This window comes from Streptomyces sp. NPDC051104 (genome assembly GCF_040682835.1).
GTDB classification, from domain to species: Bacteria; Actinomycetota; Actinomycetes; order Streptomycetales; family Streptomycetaceae; genus Streptomyces; species Streptomyces cynarae.
In genome coordinates this window covers 48941-66716 of record NZ_JBFBBS010000011.1, presented here as the reverse complement: position 1 = coordinate 66716, position 17776 = coordinate 48941, and the positions used below count along the sequence as shown (strand labels likewise).

16 protein-coding genes are annotated in these 17776 nt (G+C 72.2%); 10 read left to right on the top strand and 6 right to left on the bottom strand.

The window, feature by feature from the left end; genetic code table 11:
• Positions 1-67: 67 nt before the first annotated feature.
• The gene (locus tag AB0N14_RS18385) at positions 68-313 is read right to left on the bottom strand and encodes a DUF2630 family protein (RefSeq protein ID WP_366026709.1); all 246 of its coding nucleotides are present in this window, start codon (positions 311-313) and stop codon (positions 68-70) included.
• Between the two features lie 210 nt (positions 314-523).
• On the opposite strand from AB0N14_RS18385, the gene AB0N14_RS18380 reads away from it, so the two are divergent.
• Positions 524-1207, top strand: coding sequence for a helix-turn-helix domain-containing protein (locus AB0N14_RS18380; protein ID WP_366026708.1), 684 nt, complete (start codon positions 524-526; stop codon positions 1205-1207).
• On the opposite strand, the gene AB0N14_RS18375 is transcribed toward AB0N14_RS18380, so the two are convergent.
• The gene (locus AB0N14_RS18375; RefSeq protein ID WP_366026707.1) at positions 1195-2610 is read right to left on the bottom strand and encodes a hypothetical protein; all 1416 of its coding nucleotides are present in this window, start codon (positions 2608-2610) and stop codon (positions 1195-1197) included. The genes AB0N14_RS18380 and AB0N14_RS18375 overlap by 13 nt on opposite strands.
• Before the next feature lie 230 nt (positions 2611-2840).
• Here AB0N14_RS18375 and AB0N14_RS18370 point away from each other — a divergent pair, with 230 nt between their 5' ends.
• Entirely contained in the window at positions 2841-3461 is a 621-nt protein-coding gene (locus tag AB0N14_RS18370) for a DUF305 domain-containing protein (RefSeq protein ID WP_366026706.1), read from the top strand.
• A 30-nt stretch (positions 3462-3491) separates the two neighbouring features.
• Here the strand turns inward: AB0N14_RS18370 and AB0N14_RS18365 are convergent, their stop codons facing one another.
• The gene (locus tag AB0N14_RS18365; protein WP_366026705.1) at positions 3492-3956 is read right to left on the bottom strand and encodes a DUF6214 family protein; all 465 of its coding nucleotides are present in this window, start codon (positions 3954-3956) and stop codon (positions 3492-3494) included.
• 215 nt (positions 3957-4171) lie between these two features.
• On the opposite strand from AB0N14_RS18365, the gene AB0N14_RS18360 reads away from it, so the two are divergent.
• Both AB0N14_RS18360 and AB0N14_RS18355 read left to right on the top strand, forming a co-directional pair.
• Positions 4172-5524: an FAD-dependent oxidoreductase gene (locus AB0N14_RS18360; protein ID WP_366026704.1), complete on the top strand. Its 1353-nt coding sequence runs from the start codon at positions 4172-4174 to the stop codon at positions 5522-5524.
• A gap of 36 nt (positions 5525-5560) precedes the next feature.
• Positions 5561-6940, top strand: coding sequence for a nucleobase:cation symporter-2 family protein (locus AB0N14_RS18355; RefSeq protein WP_366026703.1), 1380 nt, complete (start codon positions 5561-5563; stop codon positions 6938-6940).
• On the opposite strand, the gene AB0N14_RS18350 is transcribed toward AB0N14_RS18355, so the two are convergent.
• Complete coding sequence (locus tag AB0N14_RS18350; protein WP_366026702.1) at positions 6860-7219, bottom strand: helix-turn-helix domain-containing protein; 360 nt, start codon at positions 7217-7219, stop codon at positions 6860-6862. The genes AB0N14_RS18355 and AB0N14_RS18350 overlap by 81 nt on opposite strands.
• Positions 7220-7377: 158 nt before the next feature.
• Between AB0N14_RS18350 and AB0N14_RS18345 the strand changes: the two genes are divergently transcribed.
• Complete coding sequence (locus AB0N14_RS18345) at positions 7378-8457, top strand: NADH:flavin oxidoreductase/NADH oxidase (protein ID WP_366026701.1); 1080 nt, start codon at positions 7378-7380, stop codon at positions 8455-8457.
• 114 nt (positions 8458-8571) lie between these two features.
• Here the strand turns inward: AB0N14_RS18345 and AB0N14_RS18340 are convergent, their stop codons facing one another.
• A complete protein-coding gene (locus tag AB0N14_RS18340; RefSeq protein WP_366026815.1) occupies positions 8572-9141 on the bottom strand; it encodes a hypothetical protein in 570 nt (189 codons plus the stop codon).
• 291 nt (positions 9142-9432) lie between these two features.
• On the opposite strand from AB0N14_RS18340, the gene AB0N14_RS18335 reads away from it, so the two are divergent.
• From AB0N14_RS18335 to AB0N14_RS18320, 4 genes are all read left to right on the top strand, one after another.
• Positions 9433-10518 carry an exo-alpha-sialidase gene (locus tag AB0N14_RS18335; protein ID WP_366026699.1) on the top strand — a complete coding sequence of 362 codons (1086 nt, stop codon included), beginning with the start codon at positions 9433-9435 and terminating at the stop codon, positions 10516-10518.
• A 113-nt stretch (positions 10519-10631) separates the two neighbouring features.
• Positions 10632-11309 (top strand): uracil-DNA glycosylase, encoded by a 678-nt coding sequence (locus AB0N14_RS18330; protein ID WP_366026698.1) that lies wholly within the window; start codon positions 10632-10634, stop codon positions 11307-11309.
• Positions 11306-12337 (top strand): BadF/BadG/BcrA/BcrD ATPase family protein, encoded by a 1032-nt coding sequence (locus AB0N14_RS18325; RefSeq protein WP_366026697.1) that lies wholly within the window; start codon positions 11306-11308, stop codon positions 12335-12337. The genes AB0N14_RS18330 and AB0N14_RS18325 overlap by 4 nt, the downstream gene beginning before the upstream one ends.
• Before the next feature lie 169 nt (positions 12338-12506).
• Positions 12507-13430 carry a hypothetical protein gene (locus AB0N14_RS18320; protein WP_366026696.1) on the top strand — a complete coding sequence of 308 codons (924 nt, stop codon included), beginning with the start codon at positions 12507-12509 and terminating at the stop codon, positions 13428-13430.
• 107 nt (positions 13431-13537) lie between these two features.
• Here the strand turns inward: AB0N14_RS18320 and AB0N14_RS18315 are convergent, their stop codons facing one another.
• Entirely contained in the window at positions 13538-15085 is a 1548-nt protein-coding gene (locus tag AB0N14_RS18315; RefSeq protein WP_366026695.1) for an FUSC family protein, read from the bottom strand.
• Here AB0N14_RS18315 and AB0N14_RS18310 point away from each other — a divergent pair.
• Positions 15050-17710: a carboxyl transferase domain-containing protein gene (locus AB0N14_RS18310; protein WP_366026694.1), complete on the top strand. Its 2661-nt coding sequence runs from the start codon at positions 15050-15052 to the stop codon at positions 17708-17710. The genes AB0N14_RS18315 and AB0N14_RS18310 overlap by 36 nt on opposite strands.
• The last annotated feature ends 66 nt before the right edge of the window (positions 17711-17776 follow it).

Sequence of the window (17776 nt, the reverse complement as noted above, 5' to 3'; positions counted from 1 at the left end):
CTCGAAGAGCTTGGGGGAGTACGTGCCAGGCGGCGCGCGGCGCCCGGCTGGGATGTGACACAGGCTCTCAGCTCTCGTAGCCCTCGACCTGCGACGCCGGGCGGACCTGTGCCTCGTCCGGGTTCTCGCCGAACTCGGCCTTCGCGCGGCGCTGGCGCAGCAGGTCCCAGCACTGGTCCAGGGCGCGTTCCAGGTCGCCGAGGCGCTCCTGTTCCGTCGCACTGTCGATGCGGCCGGACGACACCGCCTCCCGCAGAGCGCGCTCCTCCTCCACCATGGCCGAAATCCTGCCCAGGATCTGGTCCTGATCCATGTCTGTACGCCTCCTCGGTGACTGCTGACCACTCTAGGGAGGGTTCACCGGCTGTGCGACACCGGTGGCGGGAGAGGAGGGGTGCGCGCCTGCCCTGGACCATCCCCCGTGTGGCCCGGGGCAGGCGCCGTCCGGGGCCGGCCTGCGAGGCGCGGTCCCGGGACGCACTGAGTATAGTTGGCTGGCAGCCAGTCAACGCAGGAGTCCAGGATGTCGCCGCGCAGCGCCTCGGTCAATGAAGAATTGCGGCGGCGTTCCCGCGAGCGGCTTCTGCACGCGGCCGTCGAACTGGTCAGCGAGCGCGGCTACGACGCGACCACCCTCGGCGACATCGCGGACCGCGCCGGCTCCGCGCGGGGCCTGGTGTCGTACTACTTCCCCGGCAAGCGGCAGCTCCTCCAGTCGGCCGTGCACCGGCTGATGCACCGCACCCTGCAGGAGGCGCTGGAGCGCGAGCCGCGCACGGAGGACGGCCGGGAGCGGATGGCGCGGGCCATCGACGCGATCCTGGGCCTGACCGTGCACCACCGCGTGCTGATGCGGCAGCACATGGCGGGGATCCTGCAGGCCGAGGGGTTCGTGCAGTGCCCCGAGCAGCAGCGGCTGGGGGAGCTGCTGCGGGACACGGTCGCACGGCACGGCTCGGCGGCCCCCGAGACCGACTACCCGATGCTGCGGGCCCTGCTGATGGGCGCGGTCTACGCGGCGCTGGTGCCGGGCGTTCCCATGCCGCTTGCCGTCCTGCGGGCCGAGTTGTTCAAGCGGTACGGCCTCGCCTGGGAGATGGGTGCCCCGCCGGCCCCCGAGGGGACCGACGAGGCCTACGACGCGGATCTGTCGCGGTTCTTCGCGACGGAGGACCGCCCGCCGGAGAGCAGCGGTCAGCCGAAGTAGTCCGGCTGGGTCTGGACGTTCAGCTCATCGAGCCGGACCCGCTGCGCGGGGTCCGTGCGGCGGTCGGTCAGCTTCAGGACGTCGAACCCCTTGGCGATGTCGTTCGAGTAGATGTACCCGTTGTAGTAGTACGCCGACCAGGAGCCGCCCACGGTGAGGGTGTCCGTGGTGAGCGGTCCGCGCTCGAAGTAGGCGATCTCCTCGGGGTGCGCGGAGTCGGTGAAGTCCCAGACGGAGACGCCGCCCTGGTACCAGGCCTGGACCATGAGGTCGCGACCCTTGACCGGGATCAGCGACCCGTTGTGGGCGACGCAGTTCTCGGTGTCCGCCTGGTGGCGCGGGATCTTGTAGTAGCCGCGGAAGACGAGCTTGCGGCTCTCGCCCTTGCCGACGATGTCATAGATGCCGTCGGCGCCGCGGTTCGGGCCGGTCTGCGCGTTGCAGGTGGCCCCGCCGCCTCCGCCCAGCTCGTCGGTGAAGACGACCTTGTCCGCCTTCTGGTTGAAGGTGGCCGAGTGCCAGAACGCGAAGTTCACGTTGTCCTGGACCCGGTCGATGACCTTCGGATGCTCCGGGTCCTTGATGGACATCAGGATGCCGTCGCCCATACAGGCGCCCGCCGCGAGGTCCTTGGAGGGCAGCACGGTGATGTCGTGGCAGCCGGTGGTCTTGGAGACGCCCGGGTTGGTGGGTGCGCCGGGGTTGCCGCCGCCGTCCGGTCCTTCACCGGGGAAGAGCACCGGGAAGCTCACCACCGCGGCCTTCTCGGGCGCCTTGCGCGGCACCTTGATGACCGAGATGCCGTCGTGCGGCGGCTGGCAGTCGGGGAACGTGCTGCTCGGCGAGTACGACGAGACGTAGATGTAGACGTTGTCGCGCTTCGGCACCAGCGAGTGCGTGTGCGAGCCGCAGGCGGTCTCGACGGCGGCGACATACCTGGGGTTCTTCTTGTCGGTGATGTCGAAGACCTTCATGCCCTCCCAGGACGACTTCTCGGTCGCGGGCTGCGTGGTGCTGTTGCAACTGCTGTCGCTGCGCGAGGAGTCGGTGGACAGGAAGAGCAGATTGCCGGAGACGGAGACGTCGTTCTGCGAGCCGGGGCACAGGACCTGGGCGACCGTCTTCGGCGCCTTGGGGTCGGCGATGTCGAAGATGCGGAAGCCGTCGTAGTTGCCGGCGAAGGCGTATCTGCCCTGGAACGCCAGGTCCGAGTTGAAGCCGGGGAGCGCGTCCTTGGGGATGTTGGCGAGGTGCTGGACGTTGGCGGAGTGGACGATCTCGTCCTGGCCGGGTATCTCGCCGTCCGCGATCGCCTTCCTCGCCTGGGTCTCGGTGCTCTTGGACACCTCTCGGGAGGCGGGGACGTCTCCGGGATCGGGGGTGGCGGCCGCGGGTTGGGCCATGAGCAGTGCGGCCAGGAGTCCGGCCGTGACGGCGCCGATTCCCAGGCGTCTGCGCCGCGTTCGGTGGTCGTGGGACAGGGTCGCTGTGTCCTCCCTGGTAGCCGTTCGGGCTTGAACGGTTCACGGACCCCCGAAGTATCGTCTTTCTCATGGGAAGATCAATAGATGGCAATACACCCGTAACGAACGTCTTTGGTCACGCGCGCGCTCTCCGCCGCCGTGCGTCCGTCATGTCGCTGGCGGCGTTGCCGCTGGCGATCGCCCTGCTCACCGGGTGCGACTCCGGGTCGGGCGGCAACTCGGCCGTCGGGGGCGGCCCTTCCGTGATCGCCCCGGGGAAGCCCGGCGAGGCGGCACAGACGCTTTCCGCGGAGGAGGCCGGCAAGCGGCGCGCGGAGGACGACACTCCGAACGCGGCGGACTTCTCCTACGCGCGCATGATGATCGAACATCACCGGCAGGCGCTCGAGATGACACAACTGGCACCGCAGCGGGCGGAGTCGGACCGGGTGAAACGACTCGCGGAACGGATCACGGCCGCACAGAAGCCTGAAATCGCCGCGATGGAAGCCTGGTTGGCGGCGCACGCGAAGGACGACCACGGCAGCCCCCACCAGCACGACGCGATGCCGGGGATGGCGACCGAGGCCCAGCTGAAGCAGTTGCGCGCGGCGAAGGGCGAGGCGTTCGACGAGCTGTTCCTCAAGCTGATGATCACTCATCACGGCGGCGCCGTCAGGATGGCGACGGAGGTGAAGGCCGAGGGCAACAACATCCAGATCGAGGAGATGGCCGACGACGTGATCGCACAGCAGACGAGCGAGATCAGCCGGATGCGCGAGATGTTGTGAGGGGTTCGCTCGCGCGCGGACCCCGCCCGGTCAGCCCCGGGCATGACGTGGCGTCAGGAATCCGGCATCGCGCGCTCCGGCGATCAGTTTCAGCGAGCGGCGCCGGCTTCGCCCTGTCGCACACATGACCGCGTACACCGGGTCGACGCCCTCGGTCTGTGCCGCGCGGTACTCCTCGGCGACCAGACGCCACCCCTCGACACCGCGCGGCCAGGCGGGAGGGTGCCGGTCCGCCGGCGCCCCCAGGTGCTCGTACGGCGACCGGGAGTCCACACCGGTCGCCTCGAGCAACGGTTCCTCGATCCAGTCCGCGAGGGCCGTCAGATCGCCGAGCGACAGGGGCGGCTGGGCCCGCACCTCCTCGATCGACACGCCGCCGCCCGCGACCACGGCGAGGACGTCGATCCGGCCCCCGTCGGGCAGATCGAGCCGGACCGCGTACCACGACGTGACACTCCCGTGCTCCCGCAGTTCCCAGGCAGGCCACACGGCCACCGGTACATCCGACCGGGATCGATCGGAAAAATCCTGAAAGGACACTTCCAGCACACACGGAACGTAAGCGAATGATCACATACCATGCGGAGAGCCACGCACAGAAGGAACGCGCACCGCACCCCGTCGGCCCAGCGGCACGCCCCCCTCCCCTCCCGCCGTGCGCGGTGCAATGCTGGAGCCACCAGCGATCTCCTCCACGAGGGAGTTCCGCCGTGCTGCATGTCGCCGTCGTCGGCTCGGGTCCGAGCGGGGTCTACACCGCCCAGGGCCTGGTACAGCAGGATCCACAGGTGCGCGTCGACGTTCTCGACCGCCTGCCGTGCCCGTACGGACTGGTGCGGTACGGCGTGGCCCCCGACCACGAGAAGATCAAGTCCCTGCAGAACAATCTGCGCACGGTCCTGGAGCACGAGCGGATCCGCTTCCTCGGCGGCGTCCAGGTGGGCGAGGGCGGGGTGCCGCCCGCCCGCCTGCGCGAGCTGTACCACGCGGTGGTCTACTGCGTGGGCGCCGCCACCGACCGGCATCTCGGCATCCCCGGCGAGGACCTGCCCGGCAGCTGGTCGGCCACCGAGTTCGTGTCCTGGTACAGCGCACACCCGGACTCCGTGGAGGAGGGCTTCCTGCACGACGCGCGGGCGGCCGTGGTGATCGGCGTCGGGAACGTCGCGGTCGACGTGACCCGGATGCTGGCCCGCGAGGTGGCGGACCTGAGCCCCACCGACATGCCGCAGGCGGCGCTCACCGCACTGGCCGCCAACAAGGTCACGGAGATCCACATGGTGGGGCGGCGCGGCCCCTCCCAGGCCCGCTTCACCACCAAGGAACTGCGCGAGCTGGGCGCCCTGCCGGACACCGACGTGGTTGTGGACGAGGCCGAACTGGCGCTCGACCCGGCGTACGTCGATCCGTCCGGGCTGCCGGCCACCCAGCGCCGCAACGTGGAGGTGCTGCGCGGCTGGGCCGCGACACCACCGAGCGGTGCGGCGCGGCGGATCCGGCTGCGGTTCTTCCTGCGTCCGGTCGAACTAATGGCCGACGGGGGCCGGGTGGGCGCCGTGCGCTTCGAGCGGACGCTGCCCGACGGACAGGGCGGGGTCACCGGCAGCGGGCGCTACGAGGACTTCGAGGCACAGCTCGTGCTGCGTTCGGTGGGCTACCGCGGAGTGCCGCTGGAGGGCCTCCCGTTCGACGCGAAGACCGGCACCGTGCCGCATCGGGCGGGCCGGGTGCTGCGTGCCGGCGAGGTCTCCCCCGGCGAGTACGTGGCGGGGTGGATCAAGAGGGGCCCGACGGGCGTCATCGGCACGAACCGCCCTTGCGCGAAGGAGACGGTGACCTCCTTGCTCCAGGACGCGTCCGGCCTTGCCGCCCGCGAGGTCCCGGACGACGCGCTCGCGGCCCTGCGGGCGGAGGGTGTGCGGCCGGTCGAGTGGCCGGGATGGCTGGCGATCGAACGGGCGGAGGCGGCGCTCGGGGCGTCGCTGGGCCGGGGAGTGGTGAAACTCCCGGACTGGCAGTCGCTGATGGCCGCTGCGCACGACACAGTCCCGCAACACCCCTGAAATCAACAAACTGTTCAAGGAGCTTACGTTCTCCCCATGCCCACCGTGCACCCCGTTGACGAAGTCCCCCCGATACGCCAACTCGCCGCCTACGCCCTGCAACACGTCCTCGCCATGTACGCCGGCGCCGTGGCGGTACCGCTCATCGTCGGCGGCGCCATGAAACTGCCGGCCGCCGACCTCGCCTATCTCATCACCGCCGACCTGCTGGTGTGCGGCATCGCGACCCTCATCCAGTGCGTCGGCTTCTGGCGCTTCGGCGTACGGCTGCCGATCATGCAGGGCTGCACCTTCGCCGCCGTGTCCCCCATGGTGCTCATCGGGACGACGGGCGGCGGACTCCCCGCCATCTACGGCTCGGTGATCGTCGCGGGCCTCGCGATCGTGCTGCTGGCGCCCGTCTTCGGCAGACTCCTGCGCTTCTTCCCACCCCTCGTCACCGGTACGGTCATCCTGATCATCGGCCTGTCGCTGCTGCCGGTGGCCGGCAACTGGGCCGCCGGCGGCCAGGGTTCGAAGGACTTCGGGGAGCCGAGGAATCTGGCCCTCGCGGCCTTCGTGCTGCTGGTCGTCCTCGCGGTGCAGCGCTTCGCGCCGGCGTTCCTGAGCCGGATCGCGGTGCTGATCGGCATCGTGGTGGGGCTGGCGGTCGCGGTGCCGTTCGGCTTCACGGACTTCGGCGGGGTAGGACGCGCCGACTGGGTCGGGATCAGCACGCCGTTCCACTTCGGTACGCCCGTCTTCCACGCCTCGGCGATCGCGTCCATGCTGGTGGTCGCGGTGGTGACGATGACCGAGACCACCGGCGACCTGATCGCGGTCGGCGAGATGACCGGCCGCAGGGCCGAGCCGCGTTCCCTCGCGGACGGCCTGAGGGCCGACGGGCTCTCGACCATCCTCGGCGGCGTGTTCAACACCTTCCCGTACACGGCGTACGCCCAGAACGTCGGCCTGGTCGGCATGACCCGGGTGCGCAGCCGCTGGGTCGTGGCGGCCTCCGGCGGCATGCTCGTACTGCTGGGTCTGCTGCCCAAGCTGGGGGCGGTGGTCGCGGCCGTTCCGGCGCCGGTGCTCGGCGGGGCGGGTCTGGTGATGTTCGGGACGGTCGCCGCGAGCGGACTGCGGACGCTGGCCGGCGTCGACTTCCGGGGCAACCACAACCTGACGGTGGTGGCCGTCTCGGTGGCGGTCGGCATGCTGCCGGTCGGGGTGCCGACGGTCTACGTGAAGTTCCCGGACTGGTTCCAGACGGTGATGAACAGCGGCATCAGCGCCGGCTGTCTGACCGCGATCGTATTGAATCTGCTCTTCAACCACCTGCCCTCGAAGGCCGGTTCAGCCGTCCTGGAGGCGGACGGCCTGGCGCGCGGCGGCGGCGAGGAGGGTGTCGAGGAGCCCAGGGAAGAGGTCGTCTAGGTCGTCCCTGCGCAGACCGTTCATCTTGGCCGTGCCCCGGTAGACCTGCCGGATCACCCCGCTCTCGCGGAGCACCCGGAAGTGGTGCGTGCTGGTGGACTTGGTGACGGGCAGATCGAAGTGCGAGCAGGAGAGCTCGTCGCCGACGGCGGCGAGCTCCCGCACGATCCGCAGCCGCATGGGGTCGGACAGCGCGTGCAGCACGGCCTCCAGACGGATGTCCTCACGCACCGGGTGCGGAAGGTCGCGACTGCCGAGAGCGGGGGCGGCGGGGGTCACAACAGCTCCAGTTCGTCCGGGGGTCCGTCCGGCGGGGCGTCCGGGAGACTCCCCCTCATGCCTTTATGGTACGAGGACCATCGTAGTTTGACATCCACCGTACTACGAACACTATCGTACGAGGGTCGTTGTCGGCACCGCACCGAATGGAGTCCGCTGTGAGCGCGCTCTTCGAACCCTTCACCCTGCGCGATGTGACGGTCCCGAACCGCCTCTGGATGCCTCCGATGTGCCAGTACTCGGCGGCGCCCGAGGGACCCGCCACGGGCGCGCCGACCGACTGGCACTTCGCGCACTACGCGGCGCGCGCGACCGGCGGCACGGGACTGATCGTCGTCGAGGCGACCGCCGTCTCGCCCGAAGGGCGCATCTCCCCGTACGACCTCGGCCTGTGGAACGACACGCAGGTCGAGGCGTTCCAGCGGATCACGGGCTTCCTCAAGGAGCAGGGCACGACTCCGGCGATCCAGCTCGCGCACGCCGGCCGCAAGGCGTCGACGGACCGGCCCTGGAAGGGCGGCGCGCCGGTCGGCGCCGAGGCGTACGGCTGGCAGCCGCTCGCGCCGAGCGCAGTGCCGTTCGACGCACGCCACCCCGTGCCGACCGAGCTGACCGTGACCGGCATCCAGGAGATCGTGGGGCGGTTCGCGGACGCGGCCCGCCGCGCCCTGGCCGCCGGCTTCGAGGTCGTGGAGATCCACGGCGCGCACGGCTACCTCATCAACGAGTTCCTCTCCCCGCACTCCAACCACCGCTCGGACGCCTACGGCGGCTCGTACGAGAACCGCACCCGCTTCGCGCTCGAGGTCGTCGACGCGGTGCGGCAGGTGTGGCCGCAGGACAAGCCGCTGTTCTTCCGCGTCTCGGCCACCGACTGGCTGGACGAGGGCGGCTGGACGGCCGACGACACGGTCCGCCTCGCGGCCGACCTCAAGACGCACGGCGTGGACCTCCTCGACGTCTCGACCGGCGGCAACGCGGCGGGCGTCCGCATCCCGACGGGCCCCGGCTACCAGGTGCCCTTCGCCGCCCGGGTGAAGACGGACACGTCCCTGCCGGTGGCCGCGGTCGGACTCATCACCGAGCCCGAGCAGGCCGAGAAGATCCTGGTCAACGGGGAGGCGGACGCGGTACTGCTGGGCCGCGAACTGCTCCGCAACCCCTCCTTCGCCCGCCTCGCGGCCCGCGAACTGGGCGGCGAGGTGCGGATCCCGGACCAGTACCACCGTTCCGTCTGATCCAGCCCTCGCCCACCCGCGCGGACGTCGAGCGCACTGGGGACTCGCCCGGCGGTGTGTCCCCAGGGCGTCGGCACATCGACGACGGTCAGGTCGCCTGGGGCCGGTCGCCGGTCAGCCCGTCATCCGGCCCCACAGCGGCCCGAACCGCGCCCAGGCCTCGTCCCACTGCGCCATGCGCCGGCGTTCCATGCGTTCGCGCAGGATGCGTCCGCCCACGAACGGGACCGCCGCCGCGCCGGCCCCCACCAGCAGCCCGACCGTGGCCGCGCGGACCTGCGCCTGGGACTCGGTGGCGGGCTGTGTCACCAGGGAGCCCTCGGGGTCCGTCCACACGGTGACGGCCGTGCCCGTGGGGCTGCCGGCGGCCACCCGGGCCTGCCCGGCGTGCGACGAACCGTCCTGCCCCGTCCACCGCACCTTCGCCCACACCCGCTGCCCCCCGGCGGCGCCGCCCTTCGGGGCGTCCTGGGTGAGCAGGGCCACGACCGGGTGCCACCGCGCCCGCTCCTCGGCCAGCCCTCGCTCCACCGAGTGCGTCGCCGCCCATCCCGTCAGCACTCCCCCGACCACGGTCACGGCCCAGACCGCCAGCACCACCCAGGCCTCCAGCGCATCGCTGCGGCGCCGCAGCGGATTGCGCCGCCACCGCCACAGCCACACCCCGCGACCGCGGAACGTCATCGACGACAGCCACCTCATCGATGGCATCCTCCTCACGCATGCACGGACACCCCCCGACCGCCCTCCCATACGCGAGCGGGCCTCCCGCTGCTCACCCGACGTCCGCCGGCCCGCGGGTCCACGGCCCCCGCGCGAAAGCCCCCAAGACTCGCCTGTCGCCCGGCGCGCTTCCTCTCCGCTCTCCGGAAACACGGCTCTGACCAGCGGTGACTCCGTCCACAGGGGTGACTGTCAGTGCCGGGGTGCAGACTGGCCCATGTCTGGGACAACGGCGTTTCGGAGGTGGCCGGCATGGCCGAGGTACTGCTCACCGTGGGCACACGCAAAGGACTGTTCATCGCGCGGCGACGAGGCGGCGCCTGGCAGTTCGACGAAAGCCCGTACTTCAACGCACAGGCCGTCTACTCGGTGGCCATCGACACCCGCGGCGCCACCCCGCGCCTGCTGGCGGGAGGCGACAGCTCGCACTGGGGGCCCTCGGTCTTCCACTCCGACGACCTGGGCCGCACCTGGACGGAGCCCGCGCGGGCCGCCGTCAAGTTCCCCAAGGACACCGGCGCTTCACTGGAGCGCGTCTGGCAGCTGCACCCGGCCGCGGCGGAGCCGGACGTGGTGTACGCGGGCACGGAACCGGCCGCGCTGTACCGCTCCGAGGACCGCGGCGAGAGCTTCGAGCTGGTGCGCCCCCTGTGGGAGCACCCGACGCGCGACAAGTGGGTGCCGGGCGGAGGTGGCGAGGGCCTGCACACCGTGGTCACCGACAGACGGGACCCGAGGGCCGTGACGGTCGCCGTGTCGACGGCCGGCGTCTTCCGCACCCGGGACGGCGGCGTGAGCTGGGAGCCCTCCAACTCCGGTGTCTCCGCGGTGTTCCTGCCCGATCCGAACCCGGAGTTCGGCCAGTGCGTGCACAAGATCGCGCAGGACGCGGCGGCCTTCGACCGGCTCTATCTGCAGAACCACTGGGGGGTGTACAGAAGCGACGACGCGGGCGCCCACTGGACGGACATCGGCGAGGGCCTGCCGTCGACGTTCGGGTTCGCCGTGGCCGCCCATCCGCACCGCGGGGACACGGCGTACGTCTTCCCGATCAACGCGGACGCGGACCGCGTCCCGGCCGGCCACCGATGCCGCGTGTTCCGGACGGCGGACGCGGGCAAGAGCTGGGAGCCGCTCACGGCCGGGCTGCCGGCCGAGGACCACTACGGCACTGTCCTGCGCGACGCCCTGTGCACGGACGACGCGGATCCGGCGGGCGTCTACTTCGGCAACCGCAACGGCGAGGTCTACGCGTCGGCGGACGACGGTGACAGCTGGCAGCAGCTCGCCTCCCATCTGCCGGACGTGCTGTGCGTACGGGCGGCGGTGATCGCCTGATCCGACATCAATCCGCCGGTTGAGGCCCCTGTTCACCCGCCAGGCGATCATTCCCGGTCACCCATGGGTCACCGGTTGATCGCCGGTGCGCGCGCGGCAGTAGGGTGACGCCCGTGGCACCACGACCGTTGCATGAAATCGTCGAAGCAGGCTGGGCGAAGGCCCTGGAGCCGGTGGCCGAACGGATCGCCGCGATGGGGGACTTACTGCGCGCGGAGATCGCCGCGGGGCGCACCTACCTCCCGGCGGGACCGAACGTCCTGCGGGCCTTCCAGCAGCCCTTCGACGAGGTCCGCGTCCTGATCGTCGGCCAGGACCCCTATCCCACACCGGGCCACGCGGTCGGGTTGTCGTTCTCAGTCGCTCCGGACGTACGGCCGCTGCCGGGCAGCCTGATCAACATCTTCCGGGAGCTGAACGCCGACCTGGGCCTGCCCCAGCCGTCCAACGGCGACCTCACCCCGTGGACCGGGCAGGGCGTGCTGTTGCTCAACAGGGCGCTCACCACGGCTCCGCGCCGTCCTGCGGCCCACCGTGGCAAGGGCTGGGAGGAGGTCACCGAGCAGGCGATCCGGGCGCTGGCCGGGCGCGGCAAGCCGCTGGTGTCCATCCTGTGGGGCCGCGACGCGCGCAATCTGCGCCCGCTGCTGGGCGATCTCCCGGCGATCGAGTCCGCGCACCCGTCCCCGATGTCGGCGGACCGGGGCTTCTTCGGCTCACGGCCGTTCAGCCGGGCCAACGACCTGCTGATCAGGCAGGGTGGGCAGCCGGTGGACTGGCGTCTGCCATGACATATTCCGGGCCGGGGCCCCTTCCGTCGGCGGACGTACCCGGCGCGGTGCCGGAAGCCGTGCTCGCCGTGGACTCCGGGGGCTCCGGCCTGCGGGTCGCCCTCGCCCCGCGAGGCGGCCCGGCCTCGGCGGCGACGGTCCCGCGCACGTCCCGGGAGCCGGTGCGTACCGGGGCCCGGGGGATCGATGCCGGGCACCTGCTGGAACAACTCCTGCCGATCGCACGGCGGTTGCTGGCGGACGCCGGTGGTGCGGAAGTGCGGGCGGTCGCGGTCGGGACGGCAGGACTGGCCACGCTGGGCGACGACCTGCGCGACCGGCTTCCCGGCGCGCTGGCCCGTGAGCTCGGTGTACGCAGGGTGGCGCTGGTCGCGGACGCCGTCACCGCCTACGCGGGCGCACTCGGCGCACGCCCCGGCGCAGTGGTGGCGGCCGGCACCGGCCTGATCGCGCTCGGCACGGATCTGACGAGCTGGCACCGGGCGGACGGCTGGGGTCATCTGCTGGGCGACTGCGGTGGCGGCGCGTGGATCGGGCGGGCCGGGCTGGAGGCGGCGCTGCGCGCGCATGACGGGCGGCCCGGCGGTTCGGAGCGTCTGCTGGCGCGGGCCGAGGCGATGTTCGGCCCGGTCACCGGCCTGCCCGGCAAGGTGTATCCGCGCCCCGACCGGGCGGCCGTACTGGCCTCGTTCGCTCCCGAAGTGGCCGCATGCGCCGCGGACGACCCGGTCGCCGACGGAATCCTGCGCGCGGCCGCCCGGCACATGGCCGAGTCCGCAGCCGTCGTGTGCCCCGCCTCGGGCGAGCCGCGCGTCGCCCTCACCGGGGGCCTGTTCCGGGTGGGCGAGCCCCTTCTGGCACCGCTGCGGCGCGAGTTGGCGCGCCAGGTGCCACAGGCACGCCTGGTCCCCGCCGAGGGCGACCCCCTGTACGGCGCCGTACGCATCACGCTCGCACTCGCGAACGATTCACTCACACTTCCCGACGACGAACACCTGTTGCATGTCGTGACCGAAATGAGCGAGTGATTCCCCCTTGCCGGGAGAGGGAAGTTACGTCCTCGTACGCGGGGGAAAAGTCACACCGTATCGATCACTTCTCATCCGCACGTAACTCATCAGACAAAACCGGACGGATACCGCTCACCTGCACCCTCCCCGAACAGGGGAGCCCACAAAGCCAGTAGCATGCGGCGCCATGAGTTCCCCCACTGGGCCCGCATCCGGCCTGCCTGTACGAATGCCGCGACCCCGCCAGCCCGGGCGGCACCGCCGCCCGGAACCCCTGGTGGCTCCCGAGGGCGCGCCTGCGCTCGTCCTCGCGGTGCCGGGCACGCCCAGCGCCGCCACGCGCAGCCTCGCCGAGGAGGTCGTGAGCATCGCGCGTTCCGAGTTGCCCGGTCTGGACGCGCGCATCGGCTACCTGGACGGGGACGACTCGGAGTTCCCGGCGCTGAAGTCCGTGCTCACGCACACAGCCGAGGAGCGCACCGCGCGCTACGAGCAGGCGGTCGCCGCGGGCCTAGAGGTCAAGGAGCCCGACGGCCCCGTCGCCGTGGTGGTGCCGCTGCTGGCCGGGCCGGACAGCGCGCTGCTGCGCCGGGTCCGCCAGGCCGTCATGGACAGCCGGGTCGCGGCCGACCTGACCGATGCCCTCGGCCCGCACCCGCTGCTCGCCGAGGCGCTGCACGTGCGCCTGTCCGAGGCCGGTCTGGCCCGCGCCGACCGCGCCCGCCTGTTCACGGTCGCGACGGCCGCGGACGGCATCATCCTCGCCTCCGTCGGCGGCGACGAGGCCGTGCAGGCGGCCGGGATCACGGGCATGCTGCTGGCCGCGCGGCTCGCCGTCCCGGTGATGGCGGCGGCGCTGGACCAGGAGGGCTCCATCACGTCCGTGGCCGAGCAGCTGCGCTCCTCGGGCTCGCAGCAGCTGGCGCTCGCGCCGTACCTGATCGGTCCGGAGCTCGAGCCGGGGCTGCTGGAGGCGGCCGCCGAGGAAGCGGGCTGCCCCGCCGCCGAGGCGCTCGGCCCGTACCCGGCCATCGGCAAGCTGGCGCTCGGCAAGTACACGACGGCGCTGGGCATCGCCCCGCAGCAGCCGCAGGGGACGCCGGTCCGCTGACCCCACCGGACACCCGTACGACCAAGGGCCCGCTCCCCGGAGGAGCGGGCCCTTGGTCGTGTCACGGGCAAAGCCTGCCGCCGACCCCGCTGCGGGGGTGGCCGGCGTCAGACCCGGATCGGGGACGAACCCTGCAGCGGAACGGCCAGGGCGGTCAGGGCCCGTTCCAGTCCGTGGAGGTGGCCGAGGGCCTGCTCGGCGCCGGGGTGGTGGCCCGGGACGCCCGCGGGAGACGTCAGGGCGCGTTCGGGGACCGCTCCGAGCAGCGCCTCCACCGCGGTCTCGACGCGGCGGCATGCCTCCGTGAGACGGGCGTCGTGCGAGGCGTCCGGGTCCGCGGCGACGGCGACGAGGCCGCGCGTTCGACGGGCGCACTCGTCGAGCAGCGCCAGAACCTGGCGGGCCCGGGCCTTGCGCGCCCGCAGCGGGTTCAGCGGATGCACCAACGGCGCGAGCGCCTGCCGGACGCGCCCCAGCAGTGCCTCGAGCTCCGCCGCGCGCGACGCGGGGTCCGCCTCCGGGTCGCCCGCGAGCCGCCGTGCCGCCGCGGCGGTGCAGGCGTGCACCGCGTGCACGGCCCGGCGCACCCACTGGTCGGTGACCGTGTGCGTGGTGATCGGCAGGACGAGCGCGACAGCGAGGGCCGCCCTCAGGGCCCCCACGCCCGTCTCCGCGAGGCGCAGAGCGAGCAGCCCCGGGTGCAGCACGCCGAGGAGGCCGTAGAGCAGGCCCGCCATCACGGTGACGAAGAACATCATCCAGCTGTAGGACGGGGCCGCCGTGTAGAAGATGCCGAAGACGCAGACGGCGACGAGCACGGCGGTGGGCGTCGGGGCGCCGTGCAGCGGCACCGCAACCAGCAGCCCGGCGACGATGCCGGTGACCGTGCCGACGACCCGCCGGAAGCCGCGCACCAGCGTCTCGCCGCGCGAGGCGGTGTTCACGAAGATCCACCAGGCGGTGCCGACGGCCCAGTACCAGCGCTCGTGGGACAGCACCTGGCCCGCTGCGACGGCGAAGGCGCAAGCGGCGGTCGCCTGGAAGGCCTGGCGGGTGGCGGGCCGGGCGAGGCCGCGGCCGCCGAGCGGTGCGGACGCGGCGGGCAGCGGCGTACGGCGTTCGACACACCACACCCCGAAGCGCACCGCCGAGGCGGTGGCGAGCGAGAGCGCCACGGCCGCGTACAGCTCCGGCAGCTGCCCCGGAACGGCGTGCAGGAACTGCGCGACGAAGAAGGTCATGAAGGCGAAGATGCCGAGCGCATGCCCGCGCGGCCCCCAGCGACGGGCGTACACACCGCCGAAGACGACCACGAGCCAGACCGCGTCCTGCACCGCCGGCACATCGTGCAGGGCGGTCGCGACCGTGAGCACCGGAAGGCCGACGGCGGCCAGCAGCGCGGTGGTGACCGCCTGGCCGCGCACGGTCGGGTCGGCGACCGTGAACAGCGCCAGCAGCGCGGCGAGCCCGCCGGTGACCGAGGCCGACAGCGGCAGCCCGGCCGCTTCGCAAGCGGTCACGGCGAGGCCGATGCCCAGCACCGCACGCAGCGACACGCGCAGCCGGAACAGCCCCGGATCCGGAGCCGTGAAGATCTTCTTCAACTTCTTCAGCGCCGGGTGAGTCACCGTCGTCCGTCCGCCCCCACTTCTCATGTCATCGCAACGCCAGGACATGGGAATGGCTACGCCGAGCGGCTGCTGGAGGGCGCACGGCACATCGAGGTGCAGATCCTCGGCGACGCGCACGGCGCCCTCACGCATCTGTGGGAGCGGGACTGCAGCGCTCAGCGCCGGCACCAGAAGCTCGTCGAAATCGCGCCCGCGCCCGAACTCCCGGCCCACGTACGGACCGCACTCGTGTCGGCCGCCGTGCGGCTGGCGCGGGCCGCGCACTACACCGGGCTCGGCACGTTCGAATTCCTGGTGCGGGGCGAGGAGTTCCACTTCATCGAGGCCAATCCACGGCTCCAGGTGGAGCACACGGTCACCGAGGAGGTGACCGGCGTCGATCTGGTGGCCGTACAACTGCGCCTGGCGGCGGGCGAGTCGCTGGCGTCGCTGGGACTGGCGGGACCGCCCGATCCGCCGCGCGGTTTCGCCGTGCAGGCGCGGGTCAACGCCGAGGTGACGGAGGCGGACGGCACGGTGCGGCCGTCGTCCGGGCGGCTGACGCGCTTCGACGTGCCGACGGGCCCGGGGATCAGGGTCGACACGGCGGTCCGCGCGGGCGCCGAGGTCGGCGTGCGCCACGACGCACTGCTCGCCAAGGTGGTGGCACACATCCCGCACGGCGGCTGGCAGGCCGCCTGCGCCCGGGCCCGCCGCGCGCTCGGTGAGTTCGCGATCGAGGGGGTTCGGACGTCTGTCCCGCTGCTGCGGGCGGTCCTCGCTCAGCCCGGGTTCTGGTCGCACACGGGATTCGTCGAGCGGCACCTGCCGGAACTGCTGCCCGAGGAATCGAGCGTGGCGGCCGGGTGGGCGGACGGCACGGTAGGGGCACCGCTGAGTGGCACGGTGCTCTCGTTCGCGGTCGCGCCGGGTGACGTCGTGCGCTCCGGGCAGCAGCTGCTGGTGCTGGAGGCGATGAAGATGGAGCACGTCGTCCGCGCACCGGGCTCCGGGGTCGTCCGCGCGGTGCACGCGCGCGTGGGGGACACGGTGTCCGAGGGACGGGCCCTGGTGGAGCTCGACGTCACCGACGACGATCCGCGCCAGGACGGCGGCATCCCGGCGGTGGACCTGGACGCCGTGCGGCCCGATCTCGCGGAGGTGATGCGGCGGCACACCTTCGGCCTCGACGAGCATCGCCGGGGGGCCGTCGCCAAGCGGCACGCCTCCGGCCGACGGACGGCGCGCGAGAACATCGAGGACCTGTGCGACGAGGGGTCGTTCACCGAGTTCGGTGCGCTGGCGATCGCGGCGCAGCGGCGCCGGCGCTCGCTGGAGGACCTGATCCGGGCGACTCCGGCGGACGGCATGGTCACCGGCACCGGGCGCGTGAACGGCGAGCCGTGCGTCGTCATGTCGTACGACTACACGGTCCTCGCGGGCACGCAGGGCCTGCAGAACCATCGCAAGACCGACCGGATGCTGCAGATCGCCGAGGAGCGGCGGCTGCCGGTGGTGCTGTTCGCGGAAGGCGGCGGGGGCCGCCCGGGTGACACGGACGGCATCTCCGTCTCGGGCCTGGAGCTGACCACGTTCCACCAGATGGGCCGTCTCAGCGGTCTCGTCCCACTGATCGGCATCGCCTCGGGGCGCTGTTTCGCGGGCAACGCGGCCCTCCTCGGCTGCTGCGACGTGGTGATCGCCACGCCGGAGGCCACGATCGGCATGGGCGGTCCGGCGATGATCGAGGGCGGCGGGCTCGGCGTGTTCCGGCCCGAGGAGGTGGGGCCGCTGTCGGTCCAGGTACCGAACGGGGTGGTGGACGTGGCGGCAGCCGACGAGGCGGAGGCGGTGGAGGTGGCGCGCCGCTACCTGTCGTACTTCCAAGGAACGCGGACGGCCTGGGAGACACCGGACCAGCGACTGCTGCGGCACGCCGTTCCGGAGAACCGCAGGCGGGCGTACGAGGTGCGCACGGTGATCGAGGCGCTGGCCGACACGGGGTCGGTGCTGGAGCTGCGGCGGGCCTTCGGCGTGGGCGTGGTGACCTCTCTGGCGCGGATCGAGGGCCGCCCGATGGGCCTGATCGCGAACAATCCGGGGCACCTGGGCGGAGCCCTCGACCGGGACGCCGCGGACAAGACGGCGCGCTTTCTCCAGCTGTGCGACGCCTTCGGCCTGCCGGTCGTCTCGCTGTGCGACACGCCCGGTTTCATGGTGGGACCGGACGCAGAACGGACCGCGACGGTACGGCACTTCGCCCGCATGTTCGTGACGGGCGCGAACCTGCGGGTGCCGCTGGTGAGCCTGGTGCTCAGGAAGGCGTACGGGCTGGGCGCGATGGCGATGATGGGCGGCTCCACCCGCGCGCCGCTCGCCTGCGCCGCCTGGCCCACGGGCGAGTTCGGCGGCATGGGACTGGAGGGCGCGGTCCGTCTCGGCTACCGCAGGGAGCTGGCGGCGATCCGGGACCCCGAGGAGCGGGCCCGCGCGTTCGAGGAACGGGTCGCCGAGCTGTACGAGCAGGGGAAGGCGGTCAATGCGGCGGCGGCCCTGGACATCGACGCGGTGATCGATCCGGCGGACTCGCGGCGCTGGGTGCTGGCGGCCCTGGACGGTTGGGAGGGGCCCCGCGACGCACCCGGGCGGGGGTTCGTCGACACGTGGTGAGCGGGGGTGGCGGCGGGTTCGGAGGGCTCCTGCGGCGAGGCTCCGAGCCGTCGGCCGGAGACCCTG